Source organism: Micromonospora sp. NPDC049114 (genome assembly GCF_040648635.1).
Classification (GTDB): Bacteria; Actinomycetota; Actinomycetes; order Mycobacteriales; family Micromonosporaceae; genus Micromonospora.
Map to the genome: position 1 here is coordinate 839,156 of NZ_JBEZEA010000001.1, position 26,009 is coordinate 865,164.

The window sequence follows — 26,009 nt, forward strand, 5'->3', positions numbered from 1 at the left end:
TCACGCGGTGACGGCGTACGCCGGTCAGCGTGTGTGACCGGCGGAACGTGTTCGGGAGGGGGTGGTCAGCTACGGGTGGGAATCAGACAAGTGTCGCCCGGTCGGGAACGACCTGTCGCTCCACGGGTGCGGCGGCACCACGGCGGATGAGGCGCTCGTAGACGGCGAGATAGTCGGTGACCATCCGGTCCGCGCCGAAGCGTTGCCGGGCCCGTTCCCGGCAGGCGGCCCGGTCGAGGCCGGCGACCTGGGTCACCGCGTCGACGGCCTGCTCGACGGTGTGGACGAGGCGACCCGTCACCCCTTCGTCGACGACCTCCGGCATGGAGCCCCGCGCGTACGCGATGACCGGCGTGCCGCAGACCATCGACTCCACCACCGACAGGCCGAACGGTTCGTCGAACGCGATCGGGTGCAGCAGGGCGGTGCTGGAGCCCAGCACCTCCGCGCGTCGTCGGGGGCCGACCGAACCGAGGAAGACGACCCGGTCGTCGTCGATGTGCGGGGCCACCTGCTCGGCGAAGTACCGCTCGTCCTGCACGATGCCGCAGATGGTCAGCGTCCGGCCGGCGCGGCGGGCGATCTCGATGGCGGTGTGGATGCCCTTGTCCGGGTGGATCCGACCGAACGCGGCCAGGCCGGGGCCGGCGTCCCGGGTGAACGGCAGACCGGTGAGGTCCACGCCGTGGTGGACCGTGGCGACGTAGTCGAGCTCCGGGGCCCGGTCGGCGTCCGAGATCGACACGTACGACGATGCCGCTCGGGCGTAGGCGGGCAGGATCCCCGCCCCGGAGAAGCCGTGCACGGTGGTGAGCAGTGGGGCGTGGCAGTGCTCCGCGAACGCCAGCGGCAGCCAGTCGAGGTGGCTGTGCACCAGGTCGAACTCCGCCGATCTGGCGAACGCGTGGGAGACGTGCATCGCCTCCCACACCCGGCCGTCCAGGTCCGGGTCGTCCGCGTACCCCCGCGGGGCGATGCCGTCGAGGCGGGCGGAGGTGGCCGAGTCCAGCGTCGCGAAGAGCGTCACGTCCACGCCTCGTCTGGCCAGTCCCTCGGCGAGCAGGCCGGTCACCTGTTCCCAGGGACCGTAGTGGTGCGGGGGTGTGCGCCAGGCGATCGGCCCGAGCAGCGCAACCTTCACACCGATGGCGCGTCGGCGAGGTCGGCGGGGTCGAGGTTCAGGGTGGCGAGCAGCCCGGAGTGCTTGGCCGGGTCGACCCGCTCCGGCAGCTCACGCTCGACCCAGTCGGCCCGGGCCTGCTGACCCCGATCGCGCAACGCGCTGACGATCCTGTGCTTGGCGATCCTCATCTGGTGCTCCCCTGGTTGAGCCGTCCGAATCGTGCCTGGACGGCGGTGTGCGAGCGCGGGTGGGATGCCATCCGCTGCCGTCATCGGAGACCGAATGTGCGGTATCCGGTGCATCCGACTGGCGGGCCGAAGGTCGAGGACGATCAGCACGCGGCAGCGGTTGGGATGACGATCGGTAATGCCCTGACGGGCTGGTGGCGGCGACATCCGGCGGCCACCGGGGGCCCCGGGCGACATGCCCAGCGTACGCCCCGGCCAGTGCGGCTGCACGCGCACCGGCCGTGCCACCCGGCGGAGGTCGCTGCCGCGGCGGTCCCGGCCGCTGCGGCGTACGCTCGGAGTACTCGCCGCCGCACACCCATTCGACCCGGTCGCCGACTTCCCGTGGCACCGATGGCCGGCCCCTCCCCCCGCACCGGCTCGCCGGGCCGCGACGGTTTGTCGACGGCCCGCCCTCAGCCCGCCACGCTGGCAGTCAGCCGTGCCGGGCACCCATCGGAAGGCGGCGGATCGTCATGACCGCACCCCCGAACAGGCACATCCAACCCTCCACCATCAACGGTCACGAGGGTCCCGTCGATTCTCGCCCGGCTCCCCTGCCGCCGGTGGTGAAGCGATCGCGAATCGGGGATCTGTGGATCGTCGCAGTGGTGTTCGCGGTCATGCTCCTGCTGCTCCTGATCTTCGTACTTCAGAATGGGCAGCAGGCCGAGGTGTCCTTCTTCGGGACGCACGCGGCCCTTCCCACCGGCGTGGCGCTGCTGCTGGCGGCGGTGATCGGCGTCCTTCTCGTCGCCCTTCCCGGCACTGCCCGGATCCTCCAGCTCAGGATGCGCAGCCGCCGTTCCTCGACGCCCCCGCCGGGATGGCCCTCGTCCAGTTCGGTCCCCCTGTCGAGGACCGGCGTCGCCCCGGCTCCGCCGGCGCCCCGCCAGGACGGCTGAGTCATGCCCGCCACCGCGCGAACCGCCGCCACGATCTCCGTCCCGGCCCCGACCGCCTCTCGGCTCACATCGGTTGGCCGTCGGACCGCACGTGGTACGCATCGGCTGGTTCGCACCCTCGACCCTGCCGTGCTGGTCGCCACGACGGGCAGGGACGACCAGGTCGACCTGCTCGTGGTGCCACCCGACACCGAGCCGGAGGCAGCCGCGCGGGCGATGACCGCCGCCGCGGATCCGGCCAACCGCAGGCGAGCGCCGGACATCCTGGCCACCGCCCCGCGTCCGGGTCCCTCGGCGACGTGATACCCGGTCAGGGCTCCAGCACGACCTTGCCCGGCCGGCTGCGGGCCTCGGCGAAGAGCAGCGCGGCGGAGACCTCGGTGAGCGGGTAGCGGGCGGCGATCTGCGGCACGATCACGCCCTGACGGAGCAGGTCGAGCACGATGCCGAGGTCGGTACGCAGCCGACGCCGGAACGCCGCGGCCCGGGTGCGACGGCCGGCCCAGAAGTTGTAGAACCGGACCCGGTGACCGTTCGGCAGGGCGTTCCAGGTGTAGAGCCGGGCCAGCAGCTTCACGAAGACCCAGACGATCGAGCGCGCGGAGCCCGTGGCCGAGGCGGTGCCGTAGACGACAAGCGTGCCGCCGGGGGCGAGCAGCCGGTACGAGGTGCGGACGCCCGGGCCGGCGACCGGGTCGAAGACGGCGTCGACGCCTCCGGGAGACAGTGCGCGCACCCGCGCGGCCAGGTCGGGGTCTCGGTAGTCCAGCGGTTCGACGCCGAGTTCGCGCAGCGCCGCGTGGTGTCGCGGAGCGGCGGTGCCGATGACCCGCAGCCCGAGGTGGCGTCCGAGTTGGACGAGCACGGTTCCGACGCCGCCGTTCGCGCCGTGCACCAGGATCGTCTGCCCGGCCCGCAGGCGGGCGCCGTGCAGCATCTGCCAGGCGGTCACCCCGTTGACGACTACTGTCTCGGCCGCGGCCGGGTCCAGACCGGGCGGCACCGGGGTGAGGTCGTCGACGCCCACCACTGCGTGCGTGGTCCAGGCGCCGGTCTTGGTGACCGCCGCGACCCGGGTGCCGACCAGCGAGCCGTCGCCTCCCGGTCCCACCGCCCGGACGGTGCCGACGAGGTCGTAGCCGGGCACGAACGGAAAGGCCGGCTGGCCCGGGTAGAGGTCGCGGCGCATGCTCTGTTCGGCGTACGAGATGCCGGTGGCCTCGACCTCGACGAGCGCCTGACCTGCGGCGGGAACGGGCATCGCGCGTCGGCTGACCTGGAGCCCGTCCGGCTCCACCACGCCGGGCAGGACCACTTCGGTGATCATCCTGTCGGTTGTCATCGCGGTCTCCTCTTGTTTGTAAGTGTGCACTCACACACCTATCAGGTCGAAAAAGTGGGCCGCCCGGAAGCGGCCCGGTGGTGCGGACGTCGGGATCAGGGGTGACGGATGCCTGCGGTCAGCGCGCGGGCCCACGGCTCGGGCACCTGCTCCAGGCCGGCGGTCACGATCAAATGGCAGAGCTGGCCGTACGCGAAGAACTGCTGGACCTGCGCGTCGCTGGCGCCGGACCGACTCGCCACGAAGGTGGCGACCCGCCGGTAGCCGGCGCGCACCGCCTCGGCGATCTCCGGGACGTCAGTGACGGCCTGCGCCTGCACCTGGAACAGCAGGAGATCACGGTCGGCGATCAGCTCGGCGTAGGCGTCGCCCATCGCCTCCAGGACCCCCTCCGGGCCGACGTCGCCGGCACGCTCCGCCCCGGCCTCCAGCGCCACGACGATCCGCTCGAAGCACGCCCCGGCGGCGGCCACGAACAACCCGAGCTTTCCGGCGAAGAGCCGGAAAACGTACGCCTCGGAGATGCCGGCGGCGGCTGCCACGGCGGTGACCGGGGTGGCGTGGAAGCCGGTGCGCGCGAACGCCGACACGGCGGCGTTCAGAACTGTGGCCCGGCGGGCCTCGGCGGTGGATCGCATGTTTGTAAGTGTGCACTCACAAACAAGCCCCGTCAACCCCGCTGGGCCGACCGTGGCCGCGTCTCGCGGCAACGCCCTGGCGGGGCTCGGTGCTCGGCTGCCCCCGTGGGTCCCTGTTCAGTTCACGGCAGTGGCGTGGTCATATGCCGCGCGACTGGTGTCGACGTCGTCCATGTGTGCTTCAGCCCACACCTTGAGGCCACGCATCATGTGGTGCAGGGAGAGGCCCAGCTCGGTCAGCTCGTAGGAGACCGTGACGGGCACTGTTGGTGTCACGGTGCGGCTGACGAGGCCATCGCGTTCGAGGGAGCGCAGGGTCTGGGTGAGCATTTTCTGGCTGACGCCGGCCAGGAGGCGAGACAGCTCCGAGTAGCGCATCGGTCTGGGCTCACCGGTGCAGTCGGGGCCGCTGCCGAGTGCGGAGAGGATCAGCGTGACCCATTTGCCGGAGATGCGTTCCAGCATCTTGTGGCTCGGGCAGGCGGCCAGGAAGGCGTTGTAGTTGTCCCTGTTCTGGGTTCGTTGCTGGGCCGCCGTCGTCGGTGCTGCCATCACGCCCTCCTCGGACCGCAGGGTGCGTCACATCCCCTTGTAGTCCTAGCTTCCCATCGGGAAGTTGCCCCCCGATGGAGCGGGTCCCGCGGTCAGCCGGAGACGCTCTTCCTCATCGGTTGATCCGATCCAGTTCGGCGAGGTCCGCGGCGGACAGGGAGAGGCCGGCGCCCGCGACGTTGTCCCGCAGGTGGGCGACCTTCGAGGTACCCGCGATCAGCAGGATGTTGGGCGATCTCTGCAGCAGCCAGGCGAGCGCGACGGACATGGGCGTGCTCCGCAACCGCTCCGCCACCGCCGAGAGCGCCTCGGACTGCAGCGGCGAGAAGCCGCCCAGCGGGAAGAACGGCACGTATGCGATGTTCTCGGCCGCGAGCCGGTCGATGAGCTCGTCGTCGTGGCGGTGAGCGAGGTTGTACATGTTCTGCACGCCCACGATCGGCGCGATGGCCTGCGCCTCGGCGACCTGCTCGGCGGTGACGTTGCTGACGCCCAAGTGGCGGATCAGGCCTTCCCGCTGCAGTTCGACGAGCGTGCCGAACGCGTCGGCCAGCGATCCGGGCTGGGGGCCTTCGGCGTTGCCCATACGCATGTTCACCAGGTCGAGCGTCTCGACACCGAGGACTTCGAGGTCCTCGTGGACCTGCTTACGGAGGTCTTCGGGCTGCCGGGCGACGGGCCAGCCACCCTGAGCGTCGCGGGTAGCTCCGACCTTGGTGGCGATGAACAGCCCTTCCGGGTAGGGGTGCAACGCCTCCCGGATCAGCTCGTTTGTCACTCGCGGCCCGTAGGCGCCGCTGGTGTCGATGTGGTTGATACCGCGCTCGACCACCTCGCGGAGTACGGCCACAGCGCCGTCATGGTCCGCGGGAGGTCCCATGACCCAGGGGCCGGCCAGCTGCATGGCGCCGTAACCGAATCGGGTCACCGTCGAGTCTCCCAGCTTCCACGTACCACCGGGGAGGGAAGCAGTCGACATGTCGTACCTCGTTCTCGTAAAAGGCCAGGTAAATCGGCTCCCTGGCCGGGTGTTTCTCTATCGTGGCTCGGTAGCTCTCCGTCGGGAAGTAGGCACCTTGAAGTGCGTAAGTAACCTTCCGACCGCCTGGTCGCGTCGAGTTCCGGGCCTGTCATCGCGGGGCCACGACACCGCGGAACGCGTAACGGGCGCCACCCCGCGGGTATGCCCTGGCGGCCGTTCGATGTTCCTCAAGGGCCGGGGTACAGGCGTGCCGGATCGCCGGGCCGCAGGCTGTCCACGCCGCCGTCAGGCGTGCTTGCCGCAACCGAGCCGAGCAGCGCCAACGAACGTGCCGACTCCGTATCGGGCTCGGCGTGGTAGATCACCAGGAGCTGCCCCTCGGCGCCCGCGACCGCGAGCTTGTCGCAGTACAGGTCGAGATCGCCCACCTCGGGGTGGTGCAGCCGGCTCACCACACCCTCGCGCCGCCGCACCTCGTGCCGGGCCCACAACTGGCGGAAACAGTCGCTCTTGAGCGACAACTCCCCCACCAGCGCCGTCAGTCGCGGGTCGTCGGCGTCCGCGGCCGAATCGGCGCGCAGCTGGCCCACCACGCTCTGCATCGCCTGCCGCCAGTCGCGGAACAACTCCCGCTCCGCCGCGTCCAGGAACACCGCGCGCAGCCGGTTGGCGCCCGGAGCGAGATTCGGCGACAGTGCCCTCGCCATCCGGTTCGACGCCAGGATGTCGAGGTAGCGGTTCTGCACGAAGGCCGGCATCGGGAGCTCCCGCACCAGGTGCAGGACACTGGCCGGCACCCGCTCGACGGCCGGCCGGACCGCCCGGCGCGACCGCGGCCGGGTCAACCCGATCATGTACGCGGTCGCCTCCGGGTCCAGCCGCAGCACCCCGGCGAGCGCGTCGAGGACCTGCACCGAGGGATGCCGCTCACGACCCTGCTCCAACCGCAGGTAGTAGTCGGCGCTGATGCCGGCCAACATCGCCACCTCCTCGCGCCGCAGGCCGGGCACCCGGCGCAGGCCGACGCCCGGCCCGAGACCGACGTCCTCGGGCCGGATCCGTTCCCGACAGGCGCGCAGAAAGTCGCCGAGCTGGTTGGTGGCGTCCATACCGTCGACGGTAGATCGCCCCACGACCCGGTGACTGGCTGTGTCACTACCAGGAACACCTCGCCCTGCCGCCCGGACGGACGCCGACGGACAGTCGTCGCAGGCCGATCTCCGGACCGTCCGCATATCCACGACGACAACGGATAGAGGAATGACATGAGCGACAACCTTCCTGGCGGCGCCCTGACCCCCGCCGACGGCCTCACCCTGAGTCGGATGGGCTACGGCGCGATGCAGCTCGCCGGCCCGCACGTCTTCGGCCCCCCGCGCGATCGTGCGCAGGCCCTCGCGGTGCTCCGCGAGGCGGTCGACCGGGGCGTGCGCCACATCGACACCAGCGACTTCTACGGCCCCAAGGTGGTGAACGAGCTGATCCGCGAGGCGCTGCACCCGTACCCCGAGGATCTGCACCTGGTCACCAAGGTCGGCGCGCGCCGCGGCGACGACGCCTCCTGGCTCCCCGCGCTCCAGCCGGACGAGCTGAAGGCCCAGGTCCACGACAACCTCCGGCACCTCGGCCTGGAGGTCCTCGACGTGGTCAACCTGCGGGTCGGCGTGGCGGAGGGCACCGGCGACGATCCCCTCTCCGAGCAGTTCGGCACCCTCGCGGAGCTGCGGCAGCAGGGACTGATCCGGCATCTCGGGCTCAGCAACGTCACGCTCGACCAGCTCACCGAGGCCCAGGCCATCGCGCCGGTGGTCACGGTGCAGAACCTCTACAACCTCGCCAATCGGCAGGACGACGCGCTCGTCGACCGCTGCGCGGCGGAGAACATCGCGTTCGCGGCGTTCTTCCCGCTCGGCGGGTTCACCCCGTTGCAGTCCGACACCCTCAACGCCGTGGCCGCCCGGGTGGGCGCCTCGCCACAGCAGGTCGCCCTGGCCTGGCTGCTGCAACGCTCCCCCACCATGGCGTTGATCCCGGGCACGTCGACGCTGGCACACCTGCGGGAGAACCTCGCCGCGGCCGACCTGACGCTGCCGGCCGACGCAATCGAGGATCTGAACACAATCGGCGCCTGATTACGGAGTCGGACGCTCGCCGGCCCCGGGCCTCGCTAGTGCTGGTGGGGGCGGTTACGGATGAGGGTGAGCGCGAGGACGGCGGTGACGAGGAAGACGATGCCGCTGACCCGCAAACCGGCCTGGACCCCGGAGGTCATCGCCTCGGCGAGCGCCGACCGGACCGGAGCGGGCAGCGGCTGGTCGCCTGTCGCGCCGGAGGCCACCGCCGCCTGCACGGCGCTGCGGACGGGTTCGCCGACCTGGTGGGCGGCTAGGCGGTCGGGCAGGTCGGCCACCATCGTGGTGGTGAGCAGCGTGCCCAGCAGGGACGAGCCCAGCACCGAGCCGACCTGACGGGAGGCGTTGACCGCGCCGGAGGCCATGCCGGCCTGGGCGGGCGCCACGCTGGCCAGCGCCGCCGCCGTCGCGGGGGCCACCACCAGCCCGCTCGCGGCGCCGAACAACGCGAACAACGCCCAGCGGTGCCCGAACGCCGTCGTCGGCCCCTGCGTCGCGAGCCCGAAGCTGGCCACCGCGCCGAGCACCAGACCGACTGTGAGTGGCGCCTTGAACCCGGTGCGCCGGATGGTCCGACCGGCGGCGAAGGCCACCAGCACGTACGCGCCGAAGAGCACCAGCATGCGCCAGCCGGTGTCCAGCGGGCTGAGCGACTGGGCACGCTCGTGGAAGAGGACGAGCAGGATCGCCACGCCGGTGAACCCGAACAGTGACACCGCGGCGACGACCATGACGGCGCTGAACGACGGCGAGCGGAACAGGCGTACGTCCAGCATCGGTGTGCTGGTGCGCAGCTCGACCAGCACGAACGTGACAAGCGCGACGGCCGAGACGACCCACGCGGTCGCCACGACACCGCTGGCGTAGCCGTCGCGCCCGCCCTGGATCATGGCGTAGACGGCGGCGGCGATGGCGACGGTGCCGAGCAGCAGACCGGGCAGGTCGAGCCGTCCGGCGCTGGGCCGGGACTCGGCCACCCCGATCGCGGCGACGACGAGGGTGACCACGCCCAGCACGATCACCGACAGGTAGACGCTGTGCCAGGAGTGCTGGCGCAGCAGCGTACCGGCGATGAGCGGGCCGATCGCCAGCCCGATGCCGGAGGCGGCCGACCAGGCGGTGATGACCTCGGTGCGGCGGTGCGGGTCGGTGAAGGTGGCACCGAGGATCGCCAGGCTGTTCGGCAGGATCAGGGCACCGCCGAGGCCCGCTACCAACTGACCGGCGATCACCCAGGCCACGGTCGGGGCGCTGGCCACCACGGCGCCGCCGGCGATCATCGCGACGACTCCGGCGCCGAACATGCGCCTGCGTCCGTACCGGTTGCCGAGCGTGGCGGCGGACATCACCAGGCTCGCCACGACCAGGGTGTAGGCGCTGGGGATCCAGATCACGGTGGTCGGATCGACCCGGAGGTCGGCCTGGATGGTGGTCAGGGCGGAGACCGTCGCGGTGATCTGCAGGAAGGTGATCATCGCGCCCAGGCACATGGCGATCAGGGTCACCGGTCGGGAACCGCGAACGGACGTACGGGTGGTGACGGCCGGCCCGGGCGGGGCCGTGCTGCTGGTGGTCACAAGGCGTCCTCGGGTTGGAGTCCCGCTGACTTGCTTATGCAAAAGTCAGCGGTGCCCCAGTGAATCACCTGGCTAGCTTCGGCGCAAGCCAGGTAGGCTGGGTGCATGGAGGACCTTCGGGACGACCGCGAATCCTGGTCGATGGAGAACTGCTCCGTCGCCCGGGCGATGGACATCGTGGGCAGCCGTTCGACGATCCTGATCATGCGCGAGGCACTGCTCGGCACGCGCCGTTTCGACGACTTCGTCCGCCGCGTCGGGATCGGCGAGCCCGCGATGGCGGCCCGCCTCAAGGAGATGGTCGCCGCCGGTCTGCTCGAACGGATCCCGTACCGGGAGCCGGGACAGCGCACCCGCCACGAGTACCAACTCACCCGCAAGGGTCAGGAACTGCTGCCGGTCATCACCGCGCTGCGCAACTGGGGCGACACCTGGAGCGCCGACGAGGCCGGCCCCGGCGTCCTCGCCACCCACCACGACTGCGGCGAACCGGTCCGTGCGGTGCTCCGCTGCGCAGCCGGGCACGAGGTCGGAAGCGGGGACATCGACATCACCGCCGGGCCGGGCCTGATCCGCCGCACCTGACACCCCGGCCAGGCCGCCGGCCAGCGGGTACCGGTCAGCCGACCCGCTGGGCCAGCACCTGCCCCGGCCAGGTTCCCGAGCGGAAGGTCTCGGTGCGGGTGAACCCCTGACGTTCGTAGAAGGCCACCAACTCGCCACCGCCGCCCGCCCAGCAGTCGACCCGTAGCAACCGCACGCCGGCCCGCCGGGTTTCCTGCACGGCGTGTGCCAGCAGGGCCGACCCGAGGTGCCGACCCGCGAATCGTCGGTCGGAGACCAGGAGACGGACGTACCGCTCGGGCTCCTCGGCGGGCGTGATCGGTGACCGCGCAGGAGGCCCGGAGTCCAACACCAGGGCGCCGGCAGGCGTTCCGTCCAGTTCCGCGATGTACGGAAGGTTCTCGGTCAGGTACCGGTCGACCAACTCGACCCCGCCGGGCTTCTCCGAGAACGGGGTCGTGCCCCACTGCTCGGTGTTGCCCCGCGCGTTCATCCAGACCACCGCGGAATCGAGCATGGCCAGTACGGCGGCGGCGTCCGCCGGGCCACCGCGTCTGATTCGTACGCCACGGGTGGTGTCGTCCATGGCGAAACTGTAATCGTGGCCGTAGGAGGTGGCGGGCCGCCGGTCGGCGGCCCGCCACCGTCGGATCAGAGGACGATCTGGTGCACCCGGTCGTCCCCGCCGCGCACCGCCAGCCAGGCGCTGCCGTTGGCGCCCGCGGCGGCCCCCGGGGCGCCCCGGAACGCGTCGGTGGCGAACTCGCCACGACGGAACCAGCCGCCCCACGCCCCGTCGGTCAGGTTGCGCTGCCAGAGCCGGTTGTCGGCGGCCAGCGCGAACAGATAGACCCGCCCGGAGGTGGCGAGCAGCGTCGGGCTGCCGCTGGTGGTGCCGCCGAGGTTGGTCCAGGCCGACCAGGTGGCGCCGGTCCGGCTGCGCCACCACACCTCGTCGGTACGGCTGCGCACGGCCACGTGCAGCACGCTCGCGTCGTCGACGACAGCGCTCGGCCGGCCGTAGACCGGCCGGTCGTCGGGAGCGCCGACGCCGGTCCAGCCGCTGGTCGGGGTACGCGTCCACAGCTTGCCGTCGGCGCCACGGACGACGAGCGTCCACTGTGTCGGGCTGGTCCACGCCACCGTCGGCCCGTCGGTAAGCGTGCCGCCGAGGCTCTGCCACGGCCCCCACGAGCCGCCGACGTAACTACGCTGCCAGGCGGCGTTGTCCGTGCCGCGGACGAACACGTCGATCCGACCGTTGGCCGAGGCGTACGCGGCCGGCTGGCCGAGGATCCGGCCACCGACCGGGCCGCCGAGCGACGTCCACGCGGTCCCCCACGTCGTACCGGAGCGGGTGTTGACGGCCAACGCGCCCTGCGCGTCGCGGACGAAGGCGGTGGCGTGCGTGTCGTCCACCCGCACCAGCGCGGGGCTGGCGCTGGCGGTGCCGCCGAGGTTGGCGCCGGCGACCTGCTCGGTGCCGGCGAGGCCGAGCATGGCCACCCCGTGCGCCGGGACGTCGACGGTGTACGAGCCGGTGAACGGCTGGACGCCAGCGGTGCCGGGCTGGGCGTCCACGTCGGCGCGGGCCCACAGGTCACGGACCCGGACGGCGCCGCCGAGCGCGACATCCGCGAAGGTCACCGTGATCTTCTGGGCGGTGTCGTGCCGGTTGAGCAGCGCGACCGCCCGCTTGCCTGGCCCGGTGAGCACCTTGCTCCACACCTGCGCGTCGGTGCCGGTGTCGGCGACCTTGACGCCCTGTCGGACCAGCGGGTCCTGGTCCACCGCGACGATCTCCGGGTTGGTCAACGCCGAGATCATCTCGTTCGGCAGGCCACGCGGGTCGGAGCCGATCACCAGCGGCGCGGCCATGATGGCCCACATGCCGAGCTGCGTCTTGGACTCCTGGAGGCTCAGCTCGTACCCGCCGTCGGGCAGCGGGCGCATCGGCAGCAGGTAGTCCGGGTCGTTGTAGTGCCCCGGCCCGGTGGCCGCCGGGTGGTACGCGTTGACGTCCATGTTGCGCAGCACCCACGGGAACGCCCACTGCGGCGTCGGGTCGGTGAGCCCCACGTCCGTGTACGTCCGCCAGGAGTCGGCGATGGTCGGCGCGTACGTGTAGCTCCAGGTGGAGAGCTGCTCCGGGGTGTAGGGGCCGCCGCCCCAGTCCGAGCTGACCGGGTTGCAGATGTTGAGCAGCATCGGCCGGGGCGACTGGCGTACCGCGTCGGCCAGCTCGCGGAACGTGGCCTCCGGGTCGAGACCGGCGGCCCGGCCACAGAGCCAGTCGGCCTTGAGGGCGTCGAAGCCCCAGCCGGCGAACTGGGCGACGTCGGCCTGGTAGTGGCCGTTGCTGCCGAGCCCACACTGCCCCGGCAGGTACGGCCCGGCGTCGGTGTAGATGCCGGCCTTCATGCCCCTGCTGTGGATGTACGCGGCCAGCGCGGCCATCCCGCCCGGGAAGCGGGCCTGGTCGGCGACCAGTTTGCCGGCCCCGTCGCGCGGGGTGGGCGCGGCCCAGTTCCCGTCGATCCAGACGTACGTGTACCCGGCGTCGCGCAGGCCGCTGTTGACCATGTGGTCGGTGACCGACCTGACTTCGGCCTCGGTGGGATCGCCACCGAGGCCGAAGTAGGTGTTCCAGCCCTGGTAGGGCGTCGGGGCGAGCCCACTGTCGAAGAACGTGGGTGCGCCCTGGTCCTCGGTCCCGGCGCTGGCCGGCGTGTGGCCGGGGCGACCGGGACCGTGACCAGTCTGCGGTGGGCCGGCCTGCGGTGGGCCGGCCTGCGGTGGGCCGGCCAGCGGAGAGGTAGCGAGCGAAGAGCCGGCCTGCGGTGGGCCGGCCATGGCCGGCATGGGGCTGGCCAGGCCCAGGCCGAGCACGGCCAGGGCCGCGGTCAGCTGTCGGTTCAGGCGCATGGAGGTACTCCTGTCCCTCGGGGGTGGGGGTGGTGGTGCTCCGAGCTCAGTCGCGGGTCAGCACGATGAGGTCGGCGTCGTGGGTCGCGCTCCACTGCACGGGCAGGCCGACCGCGTCGAGGTGGCTGCCCGAGTAGTGCCGCTCGCCGTCGGAGTAGCGGGCCGCCGAATCGAGGCCGCGCAGCGGCAGCCGCACCGGGCGCGACGGCAGCAGGCCGGCGCCGTCGAGCCGGCCGGTGTGCCAGGCGAGGACGACCACCCGCCGCTGGTCCGGCGCGGTGTACTGCACGGCGCAGCGGGCCTGGTCGGGGCCGCCGATCAGGTGCACCTCGCCGGTCGTGACGACGTCCCGGATCTCCTTGTACCGGGCGATCCAGCCGGCCGCCTCGACCCGCTCGGCGGGGGTCCACGCCCGGATGTCCGCGCCGATGCCGAGCACCCCGGCCATCGCCAGCACGAACCGGAACGCGAGCGTGCGCGGCCGGGGATCGAACAGGCCGGGCGCGTCGGTGACCCAGGAGCTGAGCAGGTGCGGGGCGTTGGCGTGCAGGAAGCCGTACTGGATGGCCAGCCGGTCGAGTGGGCCGGTGTTGTCGCTGGGCCAGAAGACGTCGGCCCGGGCGGCCATCGCCAGGTCGGTCCGCCCGCCGCCACCAGCGCACGCCTCGATCAGCACGCCGGGATGGTCCCGGCGCAGCCGCTCGTAGATCCGGTGCAGGTTGGCGACGTGCGCGCCGTCCAGGTCGAGCGGGCCCACCCCGCCCGGCCGTCCCGGCTCGGTACGCGGACGGTTGAAGTCCCACTTCAGGTAGTCGATGTCGTACCGGCGCAGCAGACCATCCACAGTGGAGTGCACGAACTCGGCGACCTCCGGCCGGCCCAGGTCGAGCAGGTACTGGTTGCGGACCGGGGTGAGCGGACGACCGTCGACGGCGTACACCCAGTCGGGGTGCTGGGCGTAGAGCGCGGACTTCGGGTTGACGCACTCCGGCTCGACCCAGAGCCCGAAGTTCAGCCCGAGCGCCCGGACCTCGGCGATGAACGCGTCGAACCCGGCCGGGAACTTCGCCGGGTCGGGCGTCCAGTCGCCCAGCCCGGCCGTGTCGTCGTTGCGGCCGACGAACCAGCCGTCGTCCACCACGAACGTCTCCACGCCCAGCTCGGCGGCGATCCGGGCGAGCGCCAACTGGCTCTGCGCCTCGACGGCGAAGTAGGTGGCCTCCCACGAGTTGTAGAGCACCGGGCGCGGGGTGAGCCGGTCGGCGGCGAGCAACCGCTGGTGGGTGTGCCAGACCCGGGCCAGCCCGTCCAGGCCGTCCGGGCTGTACGCGCCGGTGACCACCGGCAGCGTCAGCGACTCGCCGGCGGCCAGCTCCAGCGGGCCGTCGACCAGCTGGCGGCCGGCCCGCACCCGGGTCAGCCCTCCGGTGTCCCGCTCGGCGCTGATCTCCCACGACCCGGTCCAGGCCAGTGCCATCCCCCAGGCCGGGCCGGCCGGCTCGGCGGTGTCCCGCACGGCCAGCCAGGGCACGTGCAGGTGCCCCGGCACGCCCTGGGAGCTGCCGATGGTGAAGGTGCCGTGGCCCAGCTCGACGTGGGAGAGCTGGAACTCCTGCGCCCACTGCCCCCACTGGTGGCTGAGCAGCGCGCCGTGCGGCGTGGGTACGCAGAAGCCGCCCGACCCGGCGCGGATGACCCGCAGCGGGTTGGTGCCGTCGTTGCTCAGCTCGACCCACCGCTGCACCACGTCGGTGCCGGAGGGCACCCGGTAGTGCACCGTGGCGCGCAGCCCGGTGACCGGGTCGGCGAATCCGACGGCCAGCTCCCGCTGGTCGGCGTCGGCCACCGCTTCGGTGTGGCGAAAGGCCACCCGACGAGCCCCGGCGGAGGTCTCCACCACCAGGTCGGCGCCCGTGAACGGGCGGTCGGCGTCGGTGGCGTACTCGATGGCTGCGGCGTCCCCGGCGGTGAGGAACGGCACCGGGCCGTCGTAGGCGACCGGCGACGGGCCGTCGGAGACGCCGTGCGGCCCCCACGCGACAAGCTCCAGCCAACGGCCGTGCGCGGGCACGGCGACTGTGTACTCGGTGTGCGTGCCGCGCAACGTCCAGCGCTGCCCGGTCGCGGCGGTCACTTGACCGCTCCGAGCGCCAGACCGGAGACGAAGTGCCGCTGGAAGCGCAGGAACACCGCGACGGTGGGGACGGCCGCGATGACCGTGCCGGCGGCGATGACGTTCCAGGACGAGACGAACTGGCCCTGGAGGCCGAGCAGCGCCGGGGTGACCGGCATGTTGTCGTCGGTACGCAGCACGGTGATCGCCCAGAGCAGGTCGTTGAAGATCCACGTGAAGGAGAGCGCGCCGAGAGCGGCCAGCGCGGGCCGGGTCAGCGGCAGCATCACCTTCGTGAAGATCTGCGCGGTGCCGGCACCGTCGATCGTGGCCGCCTCCTGGATCTCGCCCGGCAGGTCCCGCATGAACCCGTGCAGGACGAACGTGTAGAAGCCGAGCCCGAAGCCGACCTGCACCGCGATCAGCGCCCAGAGCGTGTCGTAAAGGCCGGTCAGCTCGCTGAACTTGGCCACCGGGATCAGCAGGATCTGCGGTGGCAGCAGGTTGCCGGCGAGCATCAACAGCAGGATCGTCCGCCGGCCGGGGATCCGGAACCGACTCAGCGCGAACGCGGCCATCGCCGCGAGGCCGAGGCTCAACAGCACCGACGGGACGGTGACCACCATGCTGTTGATCAGGGCCCGCAACTCGCCGCCGTCGGTCCACGCCTGCCGATAGGTGTCCAGGGTGAACGACCGGGGCAGACTGCCCACCCCGTGCGCGGCGATGTCGTCGAACGAGCGGGTGGACATCACCACGACCCAGAGCACCGGCCCGAGCCAGAGCAGCGACAGCAGGATCATGCCGGTGTGGAAGGCCCCGGTGCGCAGCTTGTTCATCACGCTTCCTCCCGGAACGCGCGGACCAGGTAGCCGAGGATGACCGCCAGCGCGAGCACGAAGATCACGACGGCGATCGCGGAGGCGTAGCCCAGCCGCAGGCTCTGGAACGCGGTCGAGTACATGTAGGTGCTCAGCAACTCCGACGAGTGGTACGGGCCGCCCTTGGTGAGCGACCAGACGATGTCGAAGGACCGCAGCGAGTCGATCACGATGACCGAGAGCACCACCGCGTTGACCCCCTTGAGCTGGGGAATTGTCACGTGCCGCAGCCGCTGCCAGGAGTTGGCGCCGTCCATCCGGGCCGCCTCGTGCAGCGCCGGGTCGATGGCCTTGAGCCCGGCCAGGAACAGCACCATGACGTACCCGATCTGCCGCCACAGGGCGGGCAGGATCACCGCGTACAGGGCGGTCTGCGGGTCGGCGAGCCAGGGCCGGATCAGGCTCTCCAGCCCGACGGCCCGCAGCAGCGTGTCGGCGATGCCGTCGGGCTGGTAGAAGACCCGCCAGACCAGCGCGGTCACCACCAGCGAGAACACCACGGGAGTGAACAGCGCGGCCCGGTAGAAGCCGACCCCGCGCCGCTCCTTCTGCAGGACCAGCGCCATGCCGAAGCCGCCGAGCACGGACAGGCCGCCGAAGAGCACCAGCCAGATCACCGTGTTGACCAGCGCGCCCCGGAAGGTGGCGTCGCCGGCCAGCTCGACGTAGTTGTCGGTGCCCACGAAGGAGGGCGGCGACATGCCGTCCCAGCGGGTGAGCGAGAACCAGAAGCCCTGGAGCGCCGGCCAGAACACCCAGATGCTCTCGACCAGGAACGGCACCAGGACGAACGCCACCAGCAGCGGCGACAGTCGCGCCGACCGCCGCCGCCGCCGGATGGGGGTGACCGAAGTCGTGGAGATCGTTGCTGTCACGTCAGCCCTTGAAGACCTTCTCGGCGCCGGCCTGCCACTCCCGCAGGATCGCGTCGATCTGGTCCGGCTTGTCGATGAACTTGGTCAGCGCGGTGTCCGCGGTCGGCTGGAGCGCGTCGCTGGAGTCGCGGTTGAAGAACTGGGTCAGCTCCTTGGCCTCGTCGAGCATCGCCTTGCCCTTGACCACCAGCGGCGAGTCGGACGCCTTGGCCTTCGGGTTGGCCGGCAGGACGATGCCGGAGCTGGCCTTGACGTAGGCCTCCTGCGCCTCGGTCGAGGCCAGGTAGGTGAGCAGGGCCCTGGTGCCGGTCGGGTTGGCGGTCTTCGCGCTGGCGAAGAAGCCGTCCGTCGGCGCCTCCTCGGCCAGTGGGACCGCCGGGTCGATGATCGGGAACCGGAAGAAGTCCAGGTCGCCGAGGGCGTCCTTGGGGGCGGCGTCGGCGAAGAACGTGCCGATCAGGAACATCCCCGTCTTGCCGGCCAGCAGGGCTGTGGTCGCCTCCTGGAACGGGTACGCCTTGCCCTTGGGGTCGAAGTAGGGCAGGGCCTCGCGCCAGCGGGTGAAGACCGCCTTGACCTTCGCGTCGTCGAAGCGCTGCTTGCCGGCGAGCAGCTCGCGGTGGAACTGGGCGCCGTTGATACGGATGTTGAGGTAGTCGAACCAGGCCGAGGCGACCCACGGGGTGTCGCCGAGACCGATGCCGATCGGGGGGACGCCCTTGCTCTTCAACGTCTCGCAGAGAGCCAGGAAATCGGTCCAGGTCTTCGGCTCCTGCACGCCCCACTTGGCGAAGTTGGACTTGCGGTAGAAGAAGCCCCACCAGTAGTTGTTCATCGGCACGAAGATCTGCTTGCCGCTGGCGTCGGTGGAGAGCGTACGCAGCGACTGCGGGTAGTCGCCCAGTGACTTCCAGACGTCGGAGACGTCCAGCAGCAGGTTGCGGCTCGCGTAGTCGTTGGCTACCGAACCGGCGTACCAGGTGTAGAGGTCCGGCGGGTTCGCCGAGGTGAGGTACGTCGGGAGCTGGGTCCGGAAGGTCTCCGAGGCGATCGTGTTGAGGCTCGCCGTGCCCTTGCCCTGCGCGTTGAAGTTCGCGATCAGCTTCTCCATCGCCGCCTTGGCCTGCGGCGAGGAGAGGTTCGACTGGATGGTGACCGCGCCCGAGCCGTTGCCCGCCGCCGGCCCGCTGGCGGAGCTGGCGCACGCGCTGAGGAACGAGCTCGCGCCGAGCGCACCCAGGCCGGCGAGCCCGAGGTGGCCAAGGAATCGCCGGCGACCGGGGTCGAAGTCGCTCACGGTGGTGTCCTTCCTCTACGACACGCAGCGTTACGACGCGATGTGTCGGCCAGGTGAATGTGTGTGACCAGAAGGTTGCATCGGCCGTCGCCGGCTGTCAAGATATCTTCGTAATTAATGATTAGACGAGACCAAGGCGAGGGTCAGGTGGTTCAGCCTATGCGCCGGCTTGAGGGCAAGAACGCGCTGGTCACCGGTGCGATGGGTGGGATCGGCGCGGCCATCGCCCGACGGCTCGCCAGCGAGGGGGCGGCTGTCGCACTGCTCGACGTGGCCGACCCGACCCCGCTGGCCGAGGAACTGGCCGCCCGTGGCGACCGCGCACTGTCCGTAGTGGGCGATGTCAGCGACGAGGCCGACTGGGCAGCTGCGGTGACCGCCGTGCGGGCCGACCTCGGCCCGGTCGACATCCTCGTCAGCACCGCCTACGCCGTGCGGGTCGCCCCGGCCCACGAGACCAGCCGGCAGTCCTGGGACCACCAGCTCGGCGTCAGCCTCACCGGCTCGTTCCTCGGCGTCCGCGCCTGCCTGGACGACCTGCGGGCACGCGCGGGCGCGGTGGTGCTGATCTCCTCGGTGCACGCGCTGGTCGGGTTGCCCGGCCGGCCCGCGTACGCCGCCGCCAAGGGTGGCCTGGTCGCGCTCGGCCGCCAGCTCGCCGTCGAGTACGGCCCGCAGGTGCGGGTCAACACGGTGCTGCCCGGCCCGATCCTCACCGCCGCCTGGGCCGACGTGTCCGAAGAGGACCGTGCGCGCAGCATCGCCGAGACTGTGGCGAAACGCTTCGGCACCCCGGACGAGGTGGCCGCGACCGTCGCCTTCCTCGCCTCGCCGGACGCCGCCTACGTCACCGGCGCGAGCCTCGTGGTGGACGGTGGATGGACCGCGGTGAAAGCCTCGGCCTGAGAGATCGATACCGACCAGCGAGAAGGCCAGGAGAGCATTGGCACAGTACGCACGCCGCGGTGTCCACGGACAGACCGTCGAGGCGATCGCCCGTCGCATCCTCACCGGCGAGATCGCCGCCGGCGCGACCCTGAACATCGTCGCGCTCCAGGAGGAGTTCGACGTCAGCCTGACGGCCCTGCGCGAGGCGCTGAAGGTCCTCTCCGCCAAGGGCATCGTCGACGCCCGACAGAAGCGCGGCACCTTCGTCCGGCCTCGGGCGGACTGGAACCTGCTCGACGGCGACGTGATCCGCTGGCAGTTCGCCGAGGGCGCCGACCAGCGGTTGCTCGACCAGCTCCACGAGGTACGCGCCATCATCGAGCCCGCCGCCGCCCGGCTCGCCGCCAGCCGCGCGACCGAGGACGACGTGGCAGCCCTCGACCGGGCGCTGACCGAGATGGCCGAGGCCGACGGCGACCCCGCCGCCGCCGTCGCCGCCGACCTCGCCTTCCACCGCGCGCTGCTCGCCGCCACCCACAACGAGCTGCTGGAACGCATGGAGGTCGTGATGGAGACGGGTCTCGCCGAACGGGACCGGCTGGTGCACGGCGGCGCCGCGCACGACGACCCGGTGCCGAGTCACCGGGCCGTGGTCGACGCGCTGCGCGAGCGGGACGAGTCGGCGGCCGAGACCGCCATGCGTGAGTTGCTGGACAAGGCCGTCCGCGACGTCGAGAAGGCACGGGGACGAAGGGGCAGTCAGTGAAGATCGAGCGGATCGAGACGTTCCTGGTCGCGCCACGGTGGTTGTTCTGCCGGGTGGAGACCGACGACGGGCTCGTCGGCTGGGGTGAACCTGTCGTCGAGGGCCGCGCCGAGGTGGTGCGCAGCGCGGTCGAGGTGCTCTCCGAATACCTGATCGGTGCGGATCCCCTGCGCATCGAGCAGCACTGGCAGGTGCTCACCAAGGGTGGCTTCTACCGGGGCGGCCCGATCCTCTCCAGCGCGGTCGCCGGCCTCGACCAGGCGCTGTGGGACATCGCCGGGCAGGCGTACGGCGCTCCGGTGCACGCCCTGCTCGGCGGCCCCGTCCGGGAGAAGGTGCGGATCTACTCCTGGATCGGCGGGGACGAGCCCGACGAGGTCGCCGACCACGCCGCCGCGCAGGTCGCCGCCGGCCTCACCGGGGTCAAGATGAACGCCTGCGGGCGGCTCTCGGCCATCCCCACCTCCGCCGACGTCGACGCGATCGTCAACCGGGTCGCCGCCGCCCGGGAGGTGCTCGGCCCGGACCGGGACATCGCCCTCGACTTCCACGGCCGCGCCGGGATGGCCGCCGTACGTCGCGTCCTGCCCGAACTGGCCCCCCTGCGCCCGATGTTCGTGGAGGAGCCGGTCCTGCCCGACCAGGCCCACCACCTGCGCGACATCGTGGCCGGCACGCCGATCCCGGTGGCCACCGGTGAACGCCTCTACGGCCGATCCGAGTTCCTCACGCCGTTGCAGGCCGGGGTCGCCGTGGTCCAGCCGGACCTGTCGCACGCCGGTGGGATCTCCGAGGTCCGCCGGATCGCCGCGCTGGCCGAGACGTACGGCGCGCTGCTCGCCCCGCACTGTCCGCTCGGCCCGATCTCGCTGGCGGCCAGCCTCCAGGTGGCCTTCGCGACACCGAACTTCCTCATCCAGGAACAGAGCATCGGCATCCACTACAACGTGGGTTCCGAACTGCTGGACTACCTCGTCGACCGGGAGCCGTTCCGGTTCGTCGACGGGCACATCGCCCGCTTCGACCGGCCCGGCCTGGGCATCACCGTGGACGAGGCGGCGGTCCGCAAGGCCGCGCAGACCCCGCACACCTGGCGCAACCCGGTCTGGCAGCACGCCGACGGATCGTTCGCGGAATGGTGACCCGGTCGGTCCCGCTGCGCGTGGAGTACGACGCGGCGCACGGCGGCCGGTGGACCAGCCTGCGCGGCGGCGACCGGCAGTGGCTGTGGCGGGGCCCGGAGCCGGGCCGCCACGAGGTCCGCCCCGGCGACGCGTTCGTCGACGCCGGTGGGCTGGAGGAGTGCCTGCCCACCGTGCGCGGCGAGCCCGACCACGGCGAGGTCTGGTCCCGCCCGTGGCGAACCGTCGGCCCCGACACCGTGGTCATCGAGCGGCCGACGTTCACGCTGAGCCGGCGGCTCACCGACGACGGTGGCGTGGTGGTGGCCGACTACCGCCTGACCGCCGACCCCGGTTACCGCTTCGTGTGGGCCGCGCACGCCCTGCTCGGCCTCTCCCCCGACGCCTACCTCGACGCGCCCGCCGGCACGCCCACCCGGCTGCACCCGGAGGCCGCCGCACTCCTGTCGCCGGGCACCTGGCCCACCGACGCCCCCTGGCTCACCGGGGCGTGGCCCTCCCCCGCCGGGCTGACGCTGGACACCTTCGGCGCGGACGACGGCACGGCCGTCGGCGCGGTGCTGCTCGACTGCCCACGGGTCCAGGTGATCGACGGCGACGACCGGCTGAGGATGGAGCTGGAGTGCGACGGCCAGCCCCGCAGCACCGCGCTCTGGCGCAACCTGGGCGGCTGGCCGCAGGACTGCCCCTACCGCAGCATCGGCGTCGAGCCGATGCTCGGCAGCGCCTTCGACCTGGCCGACGCCGGTCCGGCCGACGCGGCGGTCGTCCCACCCGCTGGCGAGGTCGCCTGGCGACTCACCATCTCCGCCCACCGCACCCACTGAGGACATTCGCGATGAACCTGCTCGACGAGCTGCGTACCCACCGGTTGCTGGCCATCGTGCGCGGCCCGGACCCGGCCGCGGCGCTGACCGCCGTGCTCACCCTGGCCGAGAGCGGCGTCGCCCTGGTCGAGGTCTCGCTGACCGGCGCCGACGCGCTCGGCATCATCCGACGCGCCCGGGCCGCCCTCGGGCCCGACTTCGGCCTGGGCGCGGGCACCGTGCTCAGCGCGGACGACGCCCGGGCGGCCGCCGAGGCCGGCGCCGGCTTCCTCGTCACCCCTGCGGTGGCACCGAGCGTCGCCGAGGCCGCCCGACTCGGGCTGCCGGTGCTCGCCGGGGCGCTCACCCCCACCGAGGTCGTGCAGGCCGACAGCGCCGGCGCCACAGCCGTCAAGCTCTTCCCGGCGTCCCTCGGTGGGCCCGACTACCTGGGCGCGCTGCGCGACCCGTTCCCCGGCACCGCGTTCGTGCCGGTCGGTGGGGTCGACGCCGACGGCGCGCGACGCTACCTCGACCGGGGGGCCGTGGCGGTGGGCGTCGGCTCGCCGCTGCTCGGCGACGCCGTCCGCGGCGGTGACCCGGCGGCGCTGTGCGAGCGCGCCGCCGCATTCCTCGCGGCGGTACGGCAATGACCGACCTGCTCACGCTCGGCGAGACGATGGCGGCCTTTCGCACCACCGGCCCGCTGCGGCTGGGCGGCACCGCCGGGATCTCCGTCGCCGGGAGTGAGTCGACGGTGGCCATCGGGCTGGCCCGGCTCGGTCACCGAGCCGCCTGGATCGGTGTCACCGGCGCCGACGAACCGGGCGAGCTGGTCCGCCGGACGCTGCGCGCCGAGGGCGTCGACCTGACCTGGTCCCGCGTCGACCCGGCCGCGCCGACCGGGCTGATCCTCTTCGAGAACCGCGTCGCCGACATCAACCGGGTCACCTACCACCGCGCCGGCTCGGCCGGCTCCCGGCTGGGCCCGGCCGACGTCACGCGCGCCTTCGACGCGCCGGGGCCGCCGCCCCGGCTGCTGCACGTCACAGGCATCACCTGCGCGCTGGGCGCCGGGCCGTACCAGGCGGTCGTGGCGGCCGTACGCCTGGCACGCGCGGCGGGCAGCACCGTCTGCCTGGACGTCAACCATCGCAGCCGGCTCTGGTCCACAGGTGAGGCCGCGGCGGCGCTGCGACAGCTGCTGCCCTCGATCGACCTGGTCGTCGCCTCCGACGACGAACTGCCGGTGTTGACCGACGCGTCCGACCCGGTCCCGGCGCTACTCTCGGCCGGCGTGAGCGAGGTCGTCGTCAAGCACGGCGGCGACGGAGCGACAAGCCACCGCGCGACCGGCTCGATCCACCGGCCGGCCCGGACGGTGCCGGTGGTGGACACCGTCGGCGCGGGCGACGCCTTCGTGGCGGGCCTGCTCTCCGGTTGGCTGGACGGCGCGGACGCCTCGGCCCGGCTGGACCGGGCGGTCACCACCGGCGCGTTCGCCGTCGCCACCAGGGGCGACTGGGAGGGCCTGCCCGACCGGGCCGAGCTGGGGCTGCTCGACCACGGCCCCGGCGGTACGGTCCGCTGACGATCCCCGTTAAGGAGCACCATGGAGCTGACCGAGCCGACCGTCTGGAGCACCGACCGGCTGGAGTTGGGTGAGGGCCTGCGCTGGGTCGACGACCGGCTGGTCCTGGTCGACCTGCTGGCCGGACGACTGTTGGAGACTGACGGCGACGCTCCGACCCCGCTGCGGGAGCTGCGCCGCCTCGACGTGCCGCTCGGCGCGGTCGCCCCGGTGGTCGACCGACCTGGCGAATGGCTGGCCGCCGCCGGGACCGGCGTCACAGTGCTGCCCGCCAGCGGCGACCCCCGACCGGTGGCCGAGCTGGTGGACGACGCGCCCGAGCCGACCCGGATGAACGACGCGGTCGCCGACCCGCACGGCCGCTTCTGGGCCGGGAGCATGACGTACGCGATGGTGCCCGGCGGTGGCACGTTGTTCCGCCTCACCCCGGGCGCCGCGCCGGTCCCCGCGGTGACCGGGCTGACCATCCCGAACGGACCGGCGTTCGACGCGGCCGGCACCACCATGTACCTGGCCGACACCCCGCGCGGCGAGATCGACAGGTTCACCGTCGACCCGGCCACCGGTGCCCTGCACGGGCGAGAGCCGTTCCTGCGGCTGTCCTCCGCCGACGGCGGCCCGGACGGCATGACGCTCGACGCGGCCGGCCACCTCTGGATCGCGCTGTGGGGCGGCTCGGCGGTACGCCGCTACCGGCCCGACGGCACCCTCGACACGGAGATCCGACTGCCGGCCCGGCAGCCGGCCGGCATCTGCCTGGGCGGCCCCGACCTGCGGCGACTCTTCATCGGCACCGCCCGGGTGGGGCTGGACGCGGCGGGCCCGCAGGACGGCGCGCTGCTCGCGGTGGACGTCGAGGTCCCCGGTCTGCCCGCCGCGAGGGCCGGCGCACCAGTGAGCTGATCGGAGGCATATCGGACGCCCGGGCGGGAAGAACCGCACCCGAGTGCGGTAACAGCCGACGGGTGGGGAGCGAGCCGATGAGCAGCGCTGGGTGGACGTCATGAACGGGCCGGTCGGCGACGAGCCGCTCGGCGAGCTGGAGCTGGTGCACACGTTCACCGGCCCGATGCCGACCGGGGTGAGCGTCTCGCACCGGGGTCGGATCTTCGTCAACTTCCCGAAGTGGGGTGACGAGGTGCCGGCCACCGTCGTCGAGCTGCGCGACGGCCGGGAGGCGCCCTACCCCGACCAGGCGTGGAACGACCCGTCCGGCGACGACGACGCGGGCGCGTTCGTCTCGGTGCAGAGCATCGTGGTGGACCCGGCCGACCGGCTCTGGGTGCTGGACACCGGCAGCCCGATGTTGCAGCCGACCAAGCCGGGCGGGCCGAAGCTGGTCCGGATCGACCTGGACACCGACACGGTCGCCCAGGTGATCACCTTCCCGGCGGACGTGGCGCTGCCGACGACGTACCTCAACGACGTCCGCTTCGACCTGCGCCGGGGCGAGGCGGGGGTCGCCTACATCACCGACTCCGCGTTCGCCGGGCCGAACGGGATCATCGTGGTGGACCTGGCCAGCGGGGCCTCCTGGCGGAGGCTGCACGACCACCCGTCCACCAAGGCGGAGCCGCTGACGTCGTTCCGCCCGGTGGTCGAGGGCCGGCCGTTCCTGGAGCGGCCGGCCGACGGGCCGCCGAAGCCGGTGGGCATGGGCTCCGACGGCATCGCCATCTCCGCCGACGGCACCCGGCTCTACTACTGCCCGTTGGCGTCCCGGCGCCTGCACAGCGTCTCCACCGAGGCGCTGGCCGACCCGAGCGCCACCCAGGAGGCGGTCGCCGCGACTGTTGTCGACGAGGGCGACAAGGGCAGCGCCTCGGACGGGTTGGAGAGCGACGACGCGGGGCGGCTCTACCTCACCGCGTACGAGCAGAACGCGGTGCTGCGTCGACTGCCGGACGGCGCGTACGAGACGCTGGTGCACGACCCGCGACTGCTCTGGCCGGACACCATGTCGGTGGCCACCGACGGGTACCTCTACGTCACCGCCAACCAGCTGCACCGGCAGCCGCAGTACCAGCGCGGCCAGGACCTGCGACGCAAGCCGTACGCCCTGTTCCGCACCCGCATCGACGCCGGCCCGGTGCTGCTGCGCCGCGGGTAGGCATGCCCGCCCGGGCGGCGGGTAGGCCGCCTGGTGGCCGACTGGCAAGAGGTGTTCGTCCCGGACACCCCGCTGTTGGAGATCGTGGTCCGCGGCAGCGTCATGTACCTCGCGCTGTTCATCCTCCTGCGGGTCATCCTCAAGCGGGAGAGCGGCACCACAGGCGTCACCGACCTGCTGGTCATCGTGCTGCTCGCGGACGCCGCGCAGAACGGCATGTCCGGCGGCTACCACTCGGTCACCGACGGGGTGCTGCTGGTCGGCGTGATCATCGGTTGGTCGTACCTGCTGAACGCCGTCGCCTACCGCTGGCAGGCCGCCGCCCGGCTGATCCGGCCCGGGTCGCTGGTGCTGGTGCGGGACGGGGAGGTGGTCCGGGCCAACATGCGCCGCGAGCTGATCACCAACGAGGAGCTGCACACCCTGCTGCGACAGCAGGGTGTCACCGACCTCTCCCACGTCCGCGAGGTGCGGATGGAGCCCGACGGCCGGTTCAGCGTCACGACGCGTACGCCCGGCCGGCCGCGCGACGACCTCGACGGGCGCGGCTGACCGGGGCGCAGCGCGACGTCT

At 72.2% G+C, this 26,009-nt stretch carries 27 protein-coding genes; 13 read left to right on the top strand and 14 right to left on the bottom strand.

Features of this window, described 5'->3' with window-relative positions; genetic code table 11:
• Positions 1–82 precede the first annotated feature (82 nt).
• The gene (locus tag AB0B39_RS03980; RefSeq protein WP_357573433.1) at positions 83–1,141 is read right to left on the bottom strand and encodes a glycosyltransferase family 4 protein; all 1,059 of its coding nucleotides are present in this window, start codon (positions 1,139–1,141) and stop codon (positions 83–85) included.
• Positions 1,138–1,311, bottom strand: a complete 174-nt coding sequence (locus AB0B39_RS03985; protein ID WP_357490841.1) for a hypothetical protein — start codon at positions 1,309–1,311, stop codon at positions 1,138–1,140. The genes AB0B39_RS03980 and AB0B39_RS03985 overlap by 4 nt, the downstream gene beginning before the upstream one ends.
• A 605-nt stretch (positions 1,312–1,916) precedes the next feature.
• Here AB0B39_RS03985 and AB0B39_RS03990 point away from each other — a divergent pair.
• Positions 1,917–2,255, top strand: a complete 339-nt coding sequence (locus AB0B39_RS03990; protein WP_357573434.1) for a lipopolysaccharide assembly protein LapA domain-containing protein — start codon at positions 1,917–1,919, stop codon at positions 2,253–2,255.
• 3 nt (positions 2,256–2,258) lie between these two features.
• Positions 2,259–2,558 carry a DUF5994 family protein gene (locus AB0B39_RS03995; RefSeq protein ID WP_357573435.1) on the top strand — a complete coding sequence of 100 codons (300 nt, stop codon included), beginning with the start codon at positions 2,259–2,261 and terminating at the stop codon, positions 2,556–2,558.
• Positions 2,559–2,565: 7 nt separating this feature from the next.
• Here the strand turns inward: AB0B39_RS03995 and AB0B39_RS04000 are convergent, their stop codons facing one another.
• The 5 genes from AB0B39_RS04000 to AB0B39_RS04020 form a co-directional block, all read right to left on the bottom strand.
• Positions 2,566–3,597, bottom strand: coding sequence for a medium chain dehydrogenase/reductase family protein (locus tag AB0B39_RS04000; protein ID WP_357573436.1), 1,032 nt, complete (start codon positions 3,595–3,597; stop codon positions 2,566–2,568).
• Between the two features lie 95 nt (positions 3,598–3,692).
• Positions 3,693–4,235: a TetR/AcrR family transcriptional regulator gene (locus tag AB0B39_RS04005; RefSeq protein ID WP_357490849.1), complete on the bottom strand. Its 543-nt coding sequence runs from the start codon at positions 4,233–4,235 to the stop codon at positions 3,693–3,695.
• A gap of 117 nt (positions 4,236–4,352) precedes the next feature.
• Positions 4,353–4,787, bottom strand: coding sequence for a helix-turn-helix domain-containing protein (locus AB0B39_RS04010; protein ID WP_357490851.1), 435 nt, complete (start codon positions 4,785–4,787; stop codon positions 4,353–4,355).
• Between the two features lie 112 nt (positions 4,788–4,899).
• Positions 4,900–5,766 carry an aldo/keto reductase family oxidoreductase gene (locus AB0B39_RS04015; RefSeq protein ID WP_234586616.1) on the bottom strand — a complete coding sequence of 289 codons (867 nt, stop codon included), beginning with the start codon at positions 5,764–5,766 and terminating at the stop codon, positions 4,900–4,902.
• A gap of 230 nt (positions 5,767–5,996) precedes the next feature.
• Entirely contained in the window at positions 5,997–6,878 is an 882-nt protein-coding gene (locus AB0B39_RS04020; protein ID WP_357490853.1) for a helix-turn-helix transcriptional regulator, read from the bottom strand.
• Positions 6,879–7,034: 156 nt separating this feature from the next.
• Between AB0B39_RS04020 and AB0B39_RS04025 the strand changes: the two genes are divergently transcribed.
• Positions 7,035–7,901, top strand: coding sequence for an oxidoreductase (locus AB0B39_RS04025; RefSeq protein WP_357490855.1), 867 nt, complete (start codon positions 7,035–7,037; stop codon positions 7,899–7,901).
• Positions 7,902–7,936: 35 nt separating this feature from the next.
• Here AB0B39_RS04025 and AB0B39_RS04030 read toward each other — a convergent pair whose 3' ends face one another.
• Complete coding sequence (locus AB0B39_RS04030; protein ID WP_357490857.1) at positions 7,937–9,478, bottom strand: MFS transporter; 1,542 nt, start codon at positions 9,476–9,478, stop codon at positions 7,937–7,939.
• 105 nt (positions 9,479–9,583) lie between these two features.
• Here AB0B39_RS04030 and AB0B39_RS04035 point away from each other — a divergent pair, with 105 nt between their 5' ends.
• On the top strand, positions 9,584–10,063 hold the full coding sequence (locus AB0B39_RS04035) for a helix-turn-helix domain-containing protein (protein WP_357490859.1): 480 nt from the start codon (positions 9,584–9,586) through the stop codon (positions 10,061–10,063).
• 34 nt (positions 10,064–10,097) lie between these two features.
• Here AB0B39_RS04035 and AB0B39_RS04040 read toward each other — a convergent pair whose 3' ends face one another.
• The 6 genes from AB0B39_RS04040 to AB0B39_RS04065 all read right to left on the bottom strand — a co-directional run bounded on the left by AB0B39_RS04040 (position 10,098) and on the right by AB0B39_RS04065 (position 18,133).
• Entirely contained in the window at positions 10,098–10,628 is a 531-nt protein-coding gene (locus AB0B39_RS04040) for a GNAT family N-acetyltransferase (protein WP_357573437.1), read from the bottom strand.
• 65 nt (positions 10,629–10,693) lie between these two features.
• Entirely contained in the window at positions 10,694–12,967 is a 2,274-nt protein-coding gene (locus AB0B39_RS04045; RefSeq protein ID WP_357573438.1) for a glycoside hydrolase family 27 protein, read from the bottom strand.
• A gap of 46 nt (positions 12,968–13,013) precedes the next feature.
• The gene (locus AB0B39_RS04050; protein ID WP_357573439.1) at positions 13,014–15,101 is read right to left on the bottom strand and encodes an alpha-galactosidase; all 2,088 of its coding nucleotides are present in this window, start codon (positions 15,099–15,101) and stop codon (positions 13,014–13,016) included.
• Complete coding sequence (locus AB0B39_RS04055; RefSeq protein ID WP_234586631.1) at positions 15,098–15,919, bottom strand: carbohydrate ABC transporter permease; 822 nt, start codon at positions 15,917–15,919, stop codon at positions 15,098–15,100. Before AB0B39_RS04055 ends, AB0B39_RS04050 begins: the two co-directional genes overlap by 4 nt.
• The gene (locus AB0B39_RS04060) at positions 15,919–16,836 is read right to left on the bottom strand and encodes a sugar ABC transporter permease (RefSeq protein ID WP_357573440.1); all 918 of its coding nucleotides are present in this window, start codon (positions 16,834–16,836) and stop codon (positions 15,919–15,921) included. The genes AB0B39_RS04055 and AB0B39_RS04060 overlap by 1 nt, the downstream gene beginning before the upstream one ends.
• 1 nt (position 16,837) lies before the next feature.
• A complete protein-coding gene (locus AB0B39_RS04065) occupies positions 16,838–18,133 on the bottom strand; it encodes an extracellular solute-binding protein (protein ID WP_357490867.1) in 1,296 nt (431 codons plus the stop codon).
• A gap of 159 nt (positions 18,134–18,292) precedes the next feature.
• Here AB0B39_RS04065 and AB0B39_RS04070 point away from each other — a divergent pair, with 159 nt between their 5' ends.
• The 9 genes from AB0B39_RS04070 to AB0B39_RS04110 all read left to right on the top strand — a co-directional run bounded on the left by AB0B39_RS04070 (position 18,293) and on the right by AB0B39_RS04110 (position 25,988).
• Complete coding sequence (locus AB0B39_RS04070) at positions 18,293–19,039, top strand: SDR family oxidoreductase (RefSeq protein WP_357490869.1); 747 nt, start codon at positions 18,293–18,295, stop codon at positions 19,037–19,039.
• Positions 19,040–19,076: 37 nt separating this feature from the next.
• On the top strand, positions 19,077–19,787 hold the full coding sequence (locus AB0B39_RS04075; protein WP_357490871.1) for an FCD domain-containing protein: 711 nt from the start codon (positions 19,077–19,079) through the stop codon (positions 19,785–19,787).
• Complete coding sequence (dgoD, locus tag AB0B39_RS04080; protein ID WP_357573441.1) at positions 19,784–20,929, top strand: galactonate dehydratase; 1,146 nt, start codon at positions 19,784–19,786, stop codon at positions 20,927–20,929. Before AB0B39_RS04075 ends, dgoD begins: the two co-directional genes overlap by 4 nt.
• Positions 20,923–21,756 carry a hypothetical protein gene (locus AB0B39_RS04085; protein WP_357573442.1) on the top strand — a complete coding sequence of 278 codons (834 nt, stop codon included), beginning with the start codon at positions 20,923–20,925 and terminating at the stop codon, positions 21,754–21,756. The genes dgoD and AB0B39_RS04085 overlap by 7 nt, the downstream gene beginning before the upstream one ends.
• A gap of 11 nt (positions 21,757–21,767) precedes the next feature.
• Positions 21,768–22,388 (top strand): bifunctional 4-hydroxy-2-oxoglutarate aldolase/2-dehydro-3-deoxy-phosphogluconate aldolase, encoded by a 621-nt coding sequence (locus tag AB0B39_RS04090; protein ID WP_357573443.1) that lies wholly within the window; start codon positions 21,768–21,770, stop codon positions 22,386–22,388.
• Positions 22,385–23,326, top strand: coding sequence for a sugar kinase (locus tag AB0B39_RS04095; protein WP_357490876.1), 942 nt, complete (start codon positions 22,385–22,387; stop codon positions 23,324–23,326). Before AB0B39_RS04090 ends, AB0B39_RS04095 begins: the two co-directional genes overlap by 4 nt.
• Positions 23,327–23,347: 21 nt before the next feature.
• The gene (locus tag AB0B39_RS04100; protein WP_357490877.1) at positions 23,348–24,229 is read left to right on the top strand and encodes an SMP-30/gluconolactonase/LRE family protein; all 882 of its coding nucleotides are present in this window, start codon (positions 23,348–23,350) and stop codon (positions 24,227–24,229) included.
• A 100-nt stretch (positions 24,230–24,329) separates the two neighbouring features.
• Positions 24,330–25,436: an L-dopachrome tautomerase-related protein gene (locus AB0B39_RS04105; RefSeq protein ID WP_357573444.1), complete on the top strand. Its 1,107-nt coding sequence runs from the start codon at positions 24,330–24,332 to the stop codon at positions 25,434–25,436.
• Between the two features lie 33 nt (positions 25,437–25,469).
• Positions 25,470–25,988 carry a YetF domain-containing protein gene (locus tag AB0B39_RS04110; protein ID WP_357573445.1) on the top strand — a complete coding sequence of 173 codons (519 nt, stop codon included), beginning with the start codon at positions 25,470–25,472 and terminating at the stop codon, positions 25,986–25,988.
• Positions 25,989–26,009 lie beyond the last annotated feature (21 nt).